At 72.6% G+C, this 13,705-nt stretch carries 15 protein-coding genes; 6 read left to right on the forward strand and 9 right to left on the reverse strand.

All coding sequences use genetic code 11. The features are described from left to right. Window positions 1-12 precede the first annotated feature (12 nt). From ACWEMJ_RS06685 to ACWEMJ_RS06700, 4 genes are read right to left on the reverse strand one after another with little or no spacing between them, the layout of a single operon-like run. Window positions 13-903, reverse strand: a complete 891-nt coding sequence (locus tag ACWEMJ_RS06685) for a carbohydrate ABC transporter permease (protein ID WP_452135875.1) — start codon at window positions 901-903, stop codon at window positions 13-15. Next, a complete protein-coding gene (locus ACWEMJ_RS06690) occupies window positions 900-1,901 on the reverse strand; it encodes a carbohydrate ABC transporter permease (protein WP_452135876.1) in 1,002 nt (333 codons plus the stop codon). The genes ACWEMJ_RS06685 and ACWEMJ_RS06690 overlap by 4 nt, the downstream gene beginning before the upstream one ends. After that, complete coding sequence (locus tag ACWEMJ_RS06695; RefSeq protein ID WP_452135877.1) at window positions 1,894-3,234, reverse strand: ABC transporter substrate-binding protein; 1,341 nt, start codon at window positions 3,232-3,234, stop codon at window positions 1,894-1,896. Before ACWEMJ_RS06695 ends, ACWEMJ_RS06690 begins: the two co-directional genes overlap by 8 nt. 45 nt (window positions 3,235-3,279) lie before the next feature. Continuing rightward, window positions 3,280-4,581, reverse strand: a complete 1,302-nt coding sequence (locus ACWEMJ_RS06700; protein ID WP_452135878.1) for a Gfo/Idh/MocA family protein — start codon at window positions 4,579-4,581, stop codon at window positions 3,280-3,282. A gap of 244 nt (window positions 4,582-4,825) precedes the next feature. On the opposite strand from ACWEMJ_RS06700, the gene ACWEMJ_RS06705 reads away from it, so the two are divergent. Then, window positions 4,826-5,983, forward strand: coding sequence for an ROK family protein (locus ACWEMJ_RS06705; protein WP_452135879.1), 1,158 nt, complete (start codon window positions 4,826-4,828; stop codon window positions 5,981-5,983). Window positions 5,984-6,144: 161 nt separating this feature from the next. Here ACWEMJ_RS06705 and ACWEMJ_RS06710 read toward each other — a convergent pair whose 3' ends face one another. Continuing rightward, window positions 6,145-6,588 carry a MarR family winged helix-turn-helix transcriptional regulator gene (locus ACWEMJ_RS06710; RefSeq protein ID WP_452135880.1) on the reverse strand — a complete coding sequence of 148 codons (444 nt, stop codon included), beginning with the start codon at window positions 6,586-6,588 and terminating at the stop codon, window positions 6,145-6,147. A 78-nt stretch (window positions 6,589-6,666) separates the two neighbouring features. On the opposite strand from ACWEMJ_RS06710, the gene ACWEMJ_RS06715 reads away from it, so the two are divergent. From ACWEMJ_RS06715 to ACWEMJ_RS06725, 3 genes are all read left to right on the forward strand, one after another. After that, on the forward strand, window positions 6,667-7,743 hold the full coding sequence (locus ACWEMJ_RS06715; RefSeq protein WP_452135946.1) for a substrate-binding domain-containing protein: 1,077 nt from the start codon (window positions 6,667-6,669) through the stop codon (window positions 7,741-7,743). A gap of 130 nt (window positions 7,744-7,873) precedes the next feature. Beyond that, a complete protein-coding gene (locus ACWEMJ_RS06720; RefSeq protein ID WP_452135881.1) occupies window positions 7,874-9,277 on the forward strand; it encodes an APC family permease in 1,404 nt (467 codons plus the stop codon). Then, entirely contained in the window at window positions 9,274-10,293 is a 1,020-nt protein-coding gene (locus tag ACWEMJ_RS06725; protein ID WP_452135882.1) for an acetamidase/formamidase family protein, read from the forward strand. The genes ACWEMJ_RS06720 and ACWEMJ_RS06725 overlap by 4 nt, the downstream gene beginning before the upstream one ends. A 79-nt stretch (window positions 10,294-10,372) precedes the next feature. Here the strand turns inward: ACWEMJ_RS06725 and ACWEMJ_RS06730 are convergent, their stop codons facing one another. Next, window positions 10,373-10,831 carry a MarR family winged helix-turn-helix transcriptional regulator gene (locus ACWEMJ_RS06730; RefSeq protein WP_452135947.1) on the reverse strand — a complete coding sequence of 153 codons (459 nt, stop codon included), beginning with the start codon at window positions 10,829-10,831 and terminating at the stop codon, window positions 10,373-10,375. A 230-nt stretch (window positions 10,832-11,061) separates the two neighbouring features. Between ACWEMJ_RS06730 and ACWEMJ_RS06735 the strand changes: the two genes are divergently transcribed. Next, window positions 11,062-11,472 (forward strand): organic hydroperoxide resistance protein, encoded by a 411-nt coding sequence (locus ACWEMJ_RS06735; RefSeq protein WP_452135883.1) that lies wholly within the window; start codon window positions 11,062-11,064, stop codon window positions 11,470-11,472. Between the two features lie 145 nt (window positions 11,473-11,617). Here ACWEMJ_RS06735 and ACWEMJ_RS06740 read toward each other — a convergent pair whose 3' ends face one another. Then, the gene (locus tag ACWEMJ_RS06740; RefSeq protein WP_452135884.1) at window positions 11,618-12,400 is read right to left on the reverse strand and encodes an SGNH/GDSL hydrolase family protein; all 783 of its coding nucleotides are present in this window, start codon (window positions 12,398-12,400) and stop codon (window positions 11,618-11,620) included. A 149-nt stretch (window positions 12,401-12,549) separates the two neighbouring features. Between ACWEMJ_RS06740 and ACWEMJ_RS06745 the strand changes: the two genes are divergently transcribed. Continuing rightward, a complete protein-coding gene (locus tag ACWEMJ_RS06745; RefSeq protein WP_452135885.1) occupies window positions 12,550-12,681 on the forward strand; it encodes a DUF6126 family protein in 132 nt (43 codons plus the stop codon). Window positions 12,682-12,718: 37 nt separating this feature from the next. On the opposite strand, the gene ACWEMJ_RS06750 is transcribed toward ACWEMJ_RS06745, so the two are convergent. Both ACWEMJ_RS06750 and ACWEMJ_RS06755 read right to left on the reverse strand, forming a co-directional pair. Further along, window positions 12,719-13,057: a MazG-like family protein gene (locus tag ACWEMJ_RS06750; protein WP_452135886.1), complete on the reverse strand. Its 339-nt coding sequence runs from the start codon at window positions 13,055-13,057 to the stop codon at window positions 12,719-12,721. Between the two features lie 113 nt (window positions 13,058-13,170). Next, window positions 13,171-13,533, reverse strand: coding sequence for a UBP-type zinc finger domain-containing protein (locus ACWEMJ_RS06755; RefSeq protein WP_452135887.1), 363 nt, complete (start codon window positions 13,531-13,533; stop codon window positions 13,171-13,173). Window positions 13,534-13,705 lie beyond the last annotated feature (172 nt).

Genomic DNA, 13,705 nt, shown 5'->3' on the forward strand with positions numbered 1-13,705 from the left:
CTGCGGGGACGGCTACTTGGTCGTGCCGAGCGTCATTCCGTCCATGATCCGCCGGCCGCACCAGAAGAACAGCGCGACCATCGGCGCGACCAGGATGGTGACGCCCGCGAACAGGCCGCCCCAGTCGGAGGTGTACTGCATGGTGCTGCTGAGCTGGTTCAGGGCGGCCGGCAGGGTGAACTTCGCCGGGTCGTGCACCATCACCGACACCAGCAGGAACTCGTTCCACAGGCCGATCGCGTTCAGCACCGTCACGGTCGTCATCCCGGGCCGCGCGACCGGCACCATCACCGTCCAGAAGGTGCGGATCGGACCGGCCCCGTCCAGGGCCGCGGCCTCCTCCAACTCGGCGGGCAGCGAACGGAAGTAGCCGGTCAGCACGAACACCGTGAACGGCAGCGACATCGCCACGTCCACCACCACCAGCGAGATCCGGTCGTCCCACCAGCCGGTCACCCAGTCCACCATGAACTGGCTGACCGAGGACGCCAGCGTCTGGTACGGGATCAGCACCGCCTGCACCGGCAGCGCCAGGCCCGCCGCGAAGTACGTCAGCGTCGGCGCCGCCGAACGGCGCGCGGAACGCGCCAGCATGTATGCCGCCGGGGTCGCCAGCAGCAGGATGCCGATGAGCGAAACACCCACCACCACAACGGTGTTGAGCAGCATCCCGGCGAAGTCCGCGGCGTGCCAGGCCCGGGCGTAGCCGCCCAGGTCCAGCCCGTCCACGCCCAGCGGCGAGGACCACAGGGCGCGCGAGGTGCGCGCCGAGGACAGGAACGTCCACGCCAGCAGCAGCACGTTGAACGCGGCCACCGCCCACAGCAGGACCTTCACGGCGCCGGGCACCGCCAGGTCGCCGAAGAACCTTCTGACGGCGCGGAGTTGTGTCTTGGCGGTCACGAGATCTCCAGTCGGTCGCTGCGGCCCAGCCGCCGCACCAGCACCACCAGCGCGACGGTCAGCACCGTCAGCAGCGTCGCCATCGCCGAGGCGTAGCCCAGCTCGGGCGCCCCGCCGCCGGTGGTGTGGCCGGCCGACAGCCACTGCTGCACGGCGTAGGTACGGGAGTTGACGGACGGCGTGCCCGCCGTGCCGACGAAACCGATCACGATGTCGAAGGTGCGCAGGCTGTTCGCCGTCCACAGCACCGCCGCGATCGCGATCATGTCGCGGGACAGCGGCAGGGTGATCCAGCGGAACTGCTGCATCCGGGTCAGGCCCGTCAACTGGGCTTCCTCGTACAGGTGCTTGGGGATCGCGTCGACCGCCGTCATCAGCAGCACGATGTAGAAGCCCGAGCCCATCCACACCACGCCGACCACGATGCAGCCGAAGATGTGCTGCGGGTCCAGCCAGGTCTGCTGCGCCGACTCCAGGCCGATCATCCCCAGCAGCCGGTTGACCACGCCGTCCGGGTTCAGCAGGAAGCCCAGCGAGGTGCCGACCGCGATCATCGAGATGATCGACGGCAGGTACAGCGCCGCCCGGACGAACGCCCGCCCGCGCATGTCGCGCAGCACCGCCATCGCCAGGAAGGCCAGCGCGAACACCGCCGCGCCGCCCACCAGCACGATCACCGCCGTGTTCCAGAACGCCTGCCGCACCGTCTCGTCGCGGAACACCCGCACGTAGTTGCGCCAGCCCACCCAGGTCAGCGGCGCGCCCGGGCCCGACCACTTGGCGAAGGAGATCACCACGCCGTACATCGACGGGCCGAGGAAGCCGAGCGTGTAGAGCAGCAGGGCCGGCCAGGTGAAGAGCCGGAAGTAGCCCTTCGAGTCGCGCTGCGAGGTCGCCCCCGGGCGGGCCCGGCCCGCGGTGCGGAACGCGGGCCGGGCCGGACGGGCGGCGGGGGAAGTGGCGGTGGACGCGGTGCCGGGTGTCGTGGTGTCAGCCATTGGCCAGCGCATCCGCGGTCTTCTTCTTGCCCTGCGCGACGAAGTCCGCCGGCGACAGGGTGCCCGCCAGCAGCTGGTCGTCCAGCGGCAGGAACACGTTGTTCCACCACTTGTCGTTGGCCGTCGCGCCGTCGTAGGTGGTGTTCGTCTCGGTCGCCTTCAGGATCGACTCCTGCGCCGACTTCAACGCCTCCGGTGCCGCCGCGTCCGCCCGGGACGGGATGTTCATCGCGTCGGTGCCGATCTTCGCGATCACCTGCGAGCGCAGCAGGTAGCTCAGGAACAGCTCCGCCGCCTCCGGGTGCTTCGCCTTCGAGCTCACCGACCAGCCCAGCGAACCGACCTCGACCGTCGAGTGCCCGCCGTCCACCATCGGGAAGGTGAAGCTGCTCGGCTTCGCGTCCGCTGGGGCCTGCGGCTTGGTCTCCGCCGGCAGCCAGGTGCCGTTCAGGTTCATCGCCGCCTTGCCCTGCGCCCAGTCGTTCTGCGCGGCCGGGTACTTGGTGCCCATGTAGCCGTCCTGGAAGTACGGCTTCAGCTCCGCCACGCCCTGCGCCGCCTTCAGCACCTCCGGACGGTCCCACGCCGAGGCGTCGGTGCCGAGCGCCGAGAGCGAACCCGGGCCCGCGTAGCGCATCATCAACTCGTAGAACCAGTAGGCGTTGTAGAAGTTCACCAGGCCGTCCTGGGCGAGCGGCGTGCTGCCCGCCGCCTTCTGCTGCTGGAGCAGCGCCAGGAACTCCGTCCAGGTGGCCGGCTGCTTCGCCGCCAGCGCCGGGGTGCGGGCCGCGTCGTACCAGACCGCGGTGGAGATCAGGGTGTGCGGGACGAACGCCAGCTTGCCGTCCTTGTCGACGGCCGACTTCAGCACGTTCGGCGGCAGCACGTCCGCCACCGACTTGCCGTCCTCGCCCGGCACCGGCAGCTTCAGCACCGCGTCGATCGGCTGCGTCATGTTCTGACCGGCGAACGCCGCGATGTGATCGGTTCCGCTGTCGAACATGTCCGGACCGCTGCCCGAGGCGATCGCCTGCGGCATCGTCGTGGTGCCGGAGCGGCCCAGGTACTTGATGTTCACCTTGATGCCGGTCTGCGCGGTGAAGTCGTCCGCCGCCGCCTTGAAGATCGCGGCCTGCGGCTCCTTCTCGCCCCAGGTCGACCAGTAGTCGACCTGGCCCTGCGCCTTCGCGGCGGACGCCACATCGGCGGCCGAGCCGCCCTGGGCGTGCTGCGCGCCACCGGAGTTCTTGACGCCGCAGGAGGACACCAGCAGCACGGCCGCCAGCGAGGCGGCGAGCGCGGCCGCGGTGGCCGGGGACGGGGTACGGGACATGACGTTTCTCCAACGAGAGGGCGGGGCGGTGGGGGAGGGGGTGGTTCAGTGGGGCAGCAGGGCGTCGTCGTCGCGGTCGGCGAGGGTGACGACGGTGCCGGTGCGGCGGGCCTGTTCGGCGGCCCACACGGCGCGGTGCGCGGCCAGGCTCTCCCGGCCGCCGGAGCGGATCTGCTCGCTCGCGCCGGTGGCGATCGCGTCGACGAACGCCTCGAACAGCCGGTCGTCCGCGCCGCCGTGCCCGGCGGCCGCCGAGGCGTCCGCGCCGGGGACGTCGGTGGCGTCGATGAACTCCCAGGCGGCGGTGGTGAAGTCGTGCACCGACAGCCGCACCCCGTCGCCCTCGACGTAGCCGCGGGTGCCGAAGACCCGGGTCTTGCGGAAGTCCAGCGGGGTGAACGCCGACATGGTGAACGAGGCGGTGCGCCCGTCGCCGAAGTCGAAGTCCACCACCTGGGTGTCCACCACGTCGTTGTCGCAGGCGTAGACGCAACGGCCGTACGGTCCGGTGCGCAGCGCCTGCCGGACGCCGTCCTCGGTGCGGTCGGTGGTGACGGCGCCGAGCGGCCAGTACTCCTTGTCGGGGTCGCCGAGGCAGCCGAGGTACAGCCGGGGCGCCGAGTACGGGCAGCTGGGCTCGACCGGGCAGTCCAGGCAGTTGTCGGTGGCGGCGGCCGGGCGGTTGCGCGCGGTGAAGTGCGTCAGGCCGCCGAACGAGGACACCCGCTCGGGCGGGCGGCCCATCAAGTACAGCAGCCAGTCCACGTCGTGCGAGGACTTGGCCAGCAGCATCGGCGAGGACTCGTCCTCGCGCCGCCAGTTGCCGCGCACGAAGGAGTGCGCCTGGTGCCACCAACCGACCGGCTCCAGGTGCTGGATCGACACCACGTCGCCGAGCCGGCCGGAGTCGATCAGCTCCTTGAGGGTGCGGGTGTAGGTCGTGTAGCGCAGCACGTGGCAGACCGCCAGCAGCACGCCCGCGTCCTCGGCGGCCCGCACGATGCGCAGGCAGTCCTCCTCAGTGGTGGCCATCGGCTTCTCCAGCAGCAGGTGGTAGCCGGCCGCCGCCAGCGCCTCCACCGGCTCGGTGTGCTGGGTGTCCTGGGTGGCCACCACCGCCGCGTCCGCCAGCCGGGGCCGGGCCGCGAGGTCCCGCCAGTCGGCGAACACCGCGTCCTCGGGGACGCCGTACTCGGCGGCGAACGCCGCCCGGCGCTCCGGGTCCGGCTCGGCGACCGCGACGATCCTGGCCCGCCCGCCGCGGTGCGCGCTGCGGGCGTAGACCCCGCCGCGCAGCCCCGCCCCGACGACGGCCAGCGTCACCGGCAGCACCTGCTCTTCCGGCACAACACACCCCGATTTCCCAGCAGTTGGCGAATTCCGGCCGGACGGCACGCGGCGCGTCCGAGCCGTGCGAAGATGACGTTCCGATGACTTTCCAAGGCCACTTATGTAAGTGGCTTGTGGAATCATGGGGACCAGAACCGGCCACCGTCAAGGCTTTGGCGCGGAACGATGTCTGACGGGGCGCAGGTTTCTCGGGCCCCCTCGGGACCGGTCGGACCGGCGACTTACGAAAGGCAGGCGATAGATGTCCGCAGGACGTGCGACGACTTCCGCAAGCGAGGAGGGATCGGCGGCCCCGGCCAGGGTGCCGGTGCTGCCGGCCAGCGCCTCCCAGGTGCTCGCCGCGGTGCGCGCGGCCGCCGCGCCCGCCGTCACGGTCGCCGAGGCCGCCACCGCCACCGGACTGTCCCGCCCCACCGTCGAAGTCGCCCTCGACCGGCTCGCCGCGCACGGCCTGGTCGGCGAACTCGCCCCCGACCCCGGCGAGCGCCGGATGGGTCGGCCCGCCCGCAACTACCGCTTCCGGCCGGGCGCGGGCCACGTCCTCGGCCTCGACATCGGCAAGTACAAGGTCCTCGCCGCGGTCGCCGACCTCGACGGCAACGTGGTCGCCACCCATCGCGTCGAGGTCGACCCGGCGCAGCCGCGCAAGGGCCGACTCGCCGCGGCGCGCGGCGCGGCCCGGACCGCACTGACCGCCGCCGACCTGACCCCCGACGGACTGTGGGCCGTCACCGCCGGCACCACCGGCATCGTCGACCGCGACGGCCGGATCAAGCTCAGCTCCGCGCTCCCCGAATGGACCGGGCTCCACCTCGCCCGCTCACTCGGGCGGACCTTCGCCTGCCCCGTGCTGGTCGAGAACGACTGCCGGCTCGCCGCCGTCGCCGAACGCTGGCTCGGCGTCGCCCAGGACGTGGACGACGTCGTCTACCTGCTGGCCGGCATGCGGATGGGCGTCGGCGTCCTCAACGGCGGCGTGCTGCAACGCGGCCACAACGGCTCGCTCGGCGAGATCGGGGCGCTGCCCGAGATCGGCTGGAACGCCGCCCCCGGACACCTGGTCGACGACCCCGACGCGGAGTCCTCCGAACAGGCCGTCACCGCGCTCATCGCCGCCGCCAGAGCGGGCGACGCGGCGGCCGCGCAGCGGATCCGCCGCTTCCTCGACGCGATCACCCTCGGCGCGGCGACCGTCGCCCTCGCCTTCGACCCCGAACTCGTCGTCGTCGGCGGCGGGTTCTCGCGCGCGGACGACCTGGTCCAGGACCCCGTCCAGCACGCCCTCGACGCGCTCTGCCCGATGCCGCCCCGGGTGGCGTCGTCGGCACTGGGCGAGGAGGCGGTGGCGCTGGGGGCGGTACGGGTCGCGCTCGACCACGTGGAGACGCAACTGGCTTGAGGGGGTGGGGCGTTCGGCCTGACCGGAGGAGGAGTCCGTGAGGTCGGCGGGTTGCGCGCGCGGTGAGCGGAGGCGGGCGTGCGGGCGCGGGCAGGAGCCGAGTTCGGCGCATCGACTCGGCCTGGGCGGCGCTTCTGCGGGCCGTCTCGGTGCGGTGGGCGTCAGAGCGTGGCGAGGCGGGTGAGCGGGCCGGTCGGGTCGGGGAGGCCGCAGGCGGCGCGGACGGCGGCGTCGTGGGCCGCCGCGAGGGCGTCGAGGCGGGCCAGGCGGGTGCGGCCCTGCCGGGAGAGGTGGGCGGTGATCCGGCGCCGGTCCTGGTCGCCCTGCCGGCGGTGGACCAGCCCGGCGTCGGCGAGCGCGTCCACCAGGCGGCTGAGACTGGCCTGCGGAATCAGCAGCGCCTGCGCCAACTCGCCCATCGCCCGCCCCTCGCCGTCCGCCAGCGCCCGCAGCACCCGCCACTGGTCGACCGTGCAGTCCTCCTCGGCGAGCGCCGCCGCCAGACCGGAGGTGAGCCGCCGATGGGCCAGCGCCACGAGCTCCACCAGCAGCGGCGCGTCCGCAGCAGCGGCCTCGTGCGCGGCGACCGCACCCTTCGTGCCCATCCGACCCTCCGTTCCGAGGTCTCCCCGAGCCTCGCGGGCTTTCCCGGGGCCGACATCCCGACCATACTCGCACTGGTGATGCTGGATGCCAGGCTGGTCGACCCGCTCGACGCGCTGCACCTGCCCAGGGACGGCGGCGCGTTCCGGGTGGGCCTCGTCGTGCCGCAGTCCGGACCGCTCGGCCTGACCGGCCCGTCCGCACTCGACGGCGCGCTGCTCGCCGCGCACGAGATCAACGCCCGCGGCGGCATCCACGACCGCCCCCTCGAACTCGTCCTGGTCGACGGCGGCGGCGCACCCCGCCCCGTGGCCGCCGAAGTCGGCCGACTCCTCGACGCCGGCGCCCTGGACGCCCTCGCCGGTTGCCACACCAGCGACGTCCACCGCGCCGTCGAAACCGTCGCCGCCGGCCGCATCGCCTACATCTACACCCCGCCCCACGAAGGCGGCACCCGCCGCCCCGGCGTCCTGTGCACCGGCATCGACCCCTCCCGCCAACTCGCCCACGCCGTCACCGAACTGACGCGACGTCACCAGGTGAGCCGATGGGCGCTGATCGGCAACGACTACATCTGGCCGCGCTCCGTCCACCGCGCCGCCGGCACCCTCGCCGGCCGGGCCGGCGCCCGGATCGTGCTGGAGCGCCGCATCCCCTTCGGTGCCGTCGAGCCGGCCGTCGAACCACTGCTGGACGCACTGCGCGCCACCCGCGCCGACGCCCTGCTGCTCAGCCTGATCGGCCGCGACCTGGTGCACTTCAACCGCGCGCTGCGCCGCAGCGGACTCGACCGCCGACTCGTGCGCCTGTCGGGCGCGTTGGAGGAGAACGGCCTGCTCGCTCTGGGCGGCGACGACACCGGCACGCTGTACGCCGCGATGCCGTCCTTCGAGACGCTCGCCGAGGAGCCGCGCCAACTGCTCGGCGAGCGGCACCGCGCGCTGTGCGGCCCGTGGGCGCCCGTGCTGGACGCGTACGCCGTCGGCCTGTACGAGGGCATGCAGCTGCTCGCGGCGCTCGCCGACCGTCACGCACTGGAGCCGCACGGCCTGACCGCGGCGGCCGCCCGGCTGCTGCGCGGTGCGCCGCGCGCCGTGCACCTGGCCCGGGCCGAGGGGCCGGGCTTCACCGTGCTGACCCCGCGGAACGCCGACTGACCTGCGGTTACCGGCCGGTTCCCGCCGTCTCGGCTGACGGAACGCGCCCCCGAAACCCTTCCATATGGAAATACTTGGCCCTACAGTCTCCCCCACACACCCGCTGGGTCCGTCACGGAGAGAGAGCACCATGGCCGACACACCCGCGCCGCAGAGCATCGAGAGCTATGGCTACCAACAGGAGCTTCGCCGGTCCCTGACCTTCACCGACCTGCTCGTCTACGGGCTGGTGTTCATGGTGCCGATCGCCCCCTTCGGCATCTTCGGCGGCGTCTTCCAGGGCTCCGGCGGCATGGTCGCCCTGGCGTACGTCCTCGGCATGGTGGCGATGATGTTCACCGCCCTGTCGTACGCCCAGATGAGCCGGGCCTTCCCGATGGCGGGCTCCGTGTACACCTACGCCGGACGCGGTATCGGCGCGCCGGTCGGCTTCCTGTCCGGCTGGATGATCCTGCTGGACTACGTGCTGGTGCCCGGCCTGCTCTACCTGATCGCCGGCGTCGCGATGAACTCGCTGGTGCCGTCCGTCCCGGTGTGGCTGTGGCTGGTCGGCTTCGTGCTGCTCAACACCGTCGTCAACTACCTCGGCATCGAGACCACCGCCAAGGTCAACAAGGCCGTGCTGGTCGGCGAACTCGCCGTGCTGGCCGTGTTCCTGGTGGTCGGCGTGGTCGCGCTCGCCAACGGCAAGGGCCGCGGCTTCGACTTCACCCCGCTGTACAACGCGGACACCTTCTCCTGGCCGGTGGCGTTCGGCGCGGTCTCGATCGCGGTGCTCAGCTTCCTCGGCTTCGACGGCATCTCCACCCTCTCGGAGGAGAACCGCGACTCCACCAAGGCCATCGGCCGCTCCATGGTCGCCGCGCTGCTGCTCGCGGGCACCCTGTTCATCGTGCAGACCTGGGTCGCCTCGCTGCTGGTCGCCGACCCCGACGCGCTGATCCGCGACGGCGACCCGAACGGCACCGCGTTCTACGACGCCGCGCGCACCGCCGGCGGCGGCTGGCTGGCCACCGTGACCGCCGCGTCCACCGCCGTCGCCTGGGGCTTCGCCAACTCGCTGGTCGCCCAGGCCGCCACCTCCCGGCTGCTGTTCGCGATGGCCCGCGACCGCCAACTGCCGTCCTTCCTGGCCAAGATCCACCCGAGCCGCCGGGTCCCCGTCAACGCCACCCTGCTGACGGCCGGCGTCTCGCTGGTGCTCGGCCTGTACATGGCCTCGCGCGACGACGGCATCACCCTGCTGAGCACCCTGGTCAACTTCGGCGCGCTGACCACCTTCCTGGTGCTGCACGTCGCCGTGGTCGTCCACTACCTGGTCCGCAACCGCAGCAAGGACTACTGGCGCCACCTGATCGCGCCGGTGCTCGGCTTCGCGATCCTCGGCTACGTGGTCGTCAACGCCGACATAGCGGCCCAACGGCTGGGCTTCGTCTGGCTGTTGATCGGTGCGATCGTGCTGGCGGGCCTGATGCTGACCGGCCGCAAGCCCCGGCTGGCGGTCGCCGAGAACCCCGAGGAGAACCAGAAGTGACCCTGCCCGAGATCGTCCAGCTGACCCCCGCGCCGGAGGACTGGGCCTACACCTTCGGCGGGCGCGCCCCGCTGACCACCGTCCGGCCCGGCAGCATCGTCGAGCTGACCACCGAGGACTGCTTCGGCGGCAAGGTGCGCGGCACCGGCGACCTGCCCAGCCAGGTCTGCGTCTTCCCCTACCTCAACCCCGTCACCGGCCCGATCGCCGTCGCCGGGGCCGAGCCCGGGGACGTCCTCGCCGTGCACTTCGTGGAGATCACCCCCGCCCGCGACCACGGCATCTCCAGCACCTTCCCGCACTTCGGCGCGCTGACCGCCACCCACCAGACCGCGATGCTGCACCTCGCGCTGGAGGAACGCGTCTGGATCTACGACCTGGACGTCGCCGCCGGACTGTGCCACTTCCGGGCCCGCACCGGCGACTTCACCGTCGCCCTGCCGCTCGACCCGATGCACGGCACCGTCGGCGTCGCCCCCGCCGCCGGCGAGGTGCTCGCCTCGATCACGCCCGGCGCGCACGGCGGCAACCTCGACACCCCCGAGATGCGGGCCGGCACCACCGCCTACTTCGGCGTCAACGTCGACGGCGGGCTGCTGGCGATCGGCGACGGCCACGCCCGCCAGGGCGAGGGCGAGGTGTGCGGCACCGCCGTCGAGGCGGCCATGCGCACCACCGTGATCGTCGACCTGGTCAAGGGCGGCGGCCCGGCCTGGCCCCGGCTGGAGAACGACGACTACCTGATCAGCACCGGCTCCGCCCGTCCGCTGGAGGACGCGTTCCGGATCAGCCAGCACGACCTGGTCGGCTGGACCGGCGAACTCCTCGGCCTCGACCAGCTCGACGCGTACCAGCTGGTCAGCCAGGCCGGGCTGGCGCCCGCCGCGAACGTCTGCGACACCAACTACACGATGGTGGCCAAGCTGCCGAAGACCGTCCTCGGGCGGGCGCGCGCGTACGACGGGCTGCACGAGCGGCTGCGGGAGACCGCGGCGGCGTACTTGCGGCACCGGTAGGCCCGGCGGTCGGCCGGTTCGGCGCCCGGGTGCTGGTGGCCCGGGCGCCGATCGCGTTGTTCCGGTGCGCGGCGGGGCCTCAGGCTCCGGCCGCGTCGAGGTTCGCGGTCAGCCGGGTGAGCAGTTCGCGCAGGGTGCGCAGGTCGGAGAGGGGGAGCCCGGCCGCGGCGCCGATGTGGCGGGGGACGGCCCGGGCGGGTTCGCGCAGGTCGCGGCCGGCCGGCGTGAGCGAGACGATCACCGAGCGCTCGTCCTGCGGGCTGCGCTCGCGCGCCACCAGCCCCGTCGCCTCCAGCCGCTTGAGCAGCGGCGACAGCGTGCCGGAGTCCAGGCGCAGGCGTTCGCCGAGCTGCTTGACGGGGAGCTCGCCGTGCTCCCAGAGCACCAGCATCACGAGGTACTGCGGGTACGTCAGGCCGAGGTCCTTGAGCGCCGTCCGGTAGACGCTGCCGAACGCGCGGGACGCGGCGCTGAGCGAGAAGCAGAGCTGCTGGTCGAGCAGGAGCAGGTCGGAGCCCGCGGCCGCCAGGTCGTCCATCGTCGCGTCAACCCCCGCGGGCGCCGCCGGGGTTCGGTTCTGCTCGTGCCTGGTCATGGCTCAAGGGTAGCAAGCGGGAAGGTCGCGGCCGATTCAGTTGTGCGCAATTGAATTGGGTGCTTTACTTCTGGGGCAGGGCAGGCCGGAGACGGCGCCGGCGGACAACACCGCCGGACGCACCGGTCCGCCATCGAAGACTCTGGGACTCAGGGACGACAGGAGAGCTCGACATGGAACCGCTCTACACCGCTGTGGCCACCTCGAACGGCCGCGACGGCCGCTCCGTCAGCTCGGACGGCAAGCTCGACCTCAAGCTGTCGCTGCCGCCGGCGCTGGGCGGCGACGGCGTGGGCACCAACCCCGAGCAGCTGTTCGCGGCCGGCTACTCGGCCTGTTTCTCCGGCGCGCTCGGCCTGGTCGCCCGGCAGGCGAAGATCGACGTCTCGGACGTCTCGGTGACCGCCGAGGTCACCATCGGCAAGGACGAGACCAGCTTCGCCCTCGCGGTCGTCCTGCGGGTGGAACTGCCGGAGGAGCTGTCCGGCGAGACCGGCCGGCGGCTGGTCGAGCAGGCCCACCAGGTCTGCCCGTACTCCAAGGCGATCAGTGGGAACGTTCCGGTGGAGCTGATCGTCGAATAAGCGAGGCAGGGGTCTCACCTGGGGACTGCGGGCCGCATTCGCGTGGGGGCGAAGCGGCCCGCAGTGGTGTCCGCCGGGAAGCGCGGTGGGCGCGGTGGGCGCGGTGGGTGCTGCGGGCGCTGCGGTCGCTGTGATCGCTCCGGGCTCAGAGCGGGAGCAGGTCCGGGCGCTTCGCCTCGATGTGGTCGCCCGAGGACTCGCCGCGCAGGCGGCGGCCCACCCACGGCAGCAGGAAGGTGCGCGCCCATTGCAGGTTCTCCCGGCGCTGCTCGGCCGGGGTGGTGGCCGGCGCCGGCGGCCAGGCGGCGTCCGGGTCGTCGAGCGAGGTCAGACCGAGGGCGCGCGCCGCCAGCAGCGCCACCCGCTGGTGGCCCTCCGGCGACAGGTGCAGCCGGTCCTCCGACCAGGCGCGGCGGTCGTGCACCGCGCGCAGCGACCACAGGTCCGCGACGGCCAGGCCGTTGCGGTCGGCGATCGCCCACAGGTGCGAGTTGTAGGTGGCGACCTTGCCGCGCAGGTGGCGCAGCACCGGCACGTTGCGGGTGTCGAAGCCGGTGCAGATCAGCACCCGTCCGGCGTTCTCCTTCAGCTCCAGGACGGCCGCCTCGAAGTGCTCGGCGATCACGTCCGGGTCGCTGCCCGGGCGCAGGATGTCATTGCCGCCGGCGCACAACGTGACCAGGTCGGGCTGGAGTTCGCGGACCTTCGGGACCTGCTCGGCGACGATCTGGTCCAGCAGGCGGCCGCGGACGGCGAGATTGGCGTACCGGAAGTCGGACTCCGGACGGCGCCCGGCCAGCATCCCGGCCAGCCGGTCGGCCCAGCCCGCGAACTGCCCGTCGGGGCCAGGATCGTTCAGGCCCTCGGTGAAACTGTCACCGAGCGCGGCGTACGAACTGAGGTCGGGGGTCTCCTGGTAGTCGGCCATGGAGGAGATAGTTCACTGTGTGAAGTGACCTACGCCACCGTAGGTGGCCCCAAGTGGCCCGTGATCTCCGCCACGGGGCGGAAAAGGGCTACCCTTCATGGGTTCGGAACCGCAGTTCGCGCGGGCCGCAGGACGACAGGAGAACCGTTGTGACCAGCGACGGGGTGCGCGAGGAGAAGGCGCGTCGCAAGCAGATGATGATCCGCGCGTCGATCTACATCGTGGGCACCCACGTGTTCGCCGGTTTCGTGCTGCTGCTGTTCGCCGTCGGGCACCGCTGACCGCTCCGCCAGCCGCATTCGCCGGGGGGTCGGTCGGTCATCCGGCGGCGTCGGGAGCCGGTGCGGGCAGAGCGCGGGCCGCGACCTTCGCCAGGTGCGCGTCGAACGCGGCCGCCGGGTCCGGGTGCACCCGGCTCAGTGCGACCATCGCGGTGATCATCACGTCGCACAGTTCGCCCGCCACGTCGTCCCAGCTGTGCGAGAAGCCCTTGCGCGGGTTCTGGCCGAGCGCGCCGATCACCGCCTCGGCCACCTCGCCGGCCTCCTCGCTGACCTTCAGGCACTGCAACACCCGCTGCATCTCCGGGGATTGAGTACTGCCCTCGGCCAGCCACGCCGCCAGCCGCCGCACCGTCTCCCACTGCTGCGCGTCCACGTTCCCGCCCTCTCGCCGCGTGCGCTGCTCGCGCCCTCGTCCCACGCAACGACCGTACCCGGCGCGGGTGGTGGCGCGGATACGGTCGGTTGCGGCGCGGTGTCGGCGAGGGGTCAGCGCAGGCGCTGCTGCCAGTCGATCGGGACGCGGCCGGCCGGGCCCGGTGCGGGCTGGGTGACCGGGTGCGCGGTGGGGCCGGCCAGCGGCGGGCCCTCGTAGAACTGTTCGGTCTCGGTGTTCCAGAACCAGTCCTCGCCCGGCTCGAAACTGGTCAGGAACGGGTGGCCGGCCGACCGGGCGTGCGCGCTGGCGTGCTGGGACGGCGAGGAATCGCAGCACCCGATGTGTCCGCACGCCGCGCACCTGCGCAGATGGAACCACCAGCCCTGGCCCTCACCGGCCAGGCACTCCATGCAGCCGTCGCCACTGGGCGGCACCGCCGGGTCGATACCGGGGATCGTCGTGTCTTCACTCATCTCGGGCACCTCCTCGAAAAAGCGTATGCCGGGGACGGCGGCCGACGCCCGTAGGCGGGCCGGGGACGGCGCGGCGCGGGCGGCTCGGTGGTGCGGTGTGGTGCGGCGCGGCCGAGTGCGGTGCGGGCTGGTGCGGCCCGGTGCGGTGCGGTTCGGCCGGGTTCGGGCCGGT

The sequence above is a fragment of the Kitasatospora sp. NPDC004531 genome (genome assembly GCF_053602195.1).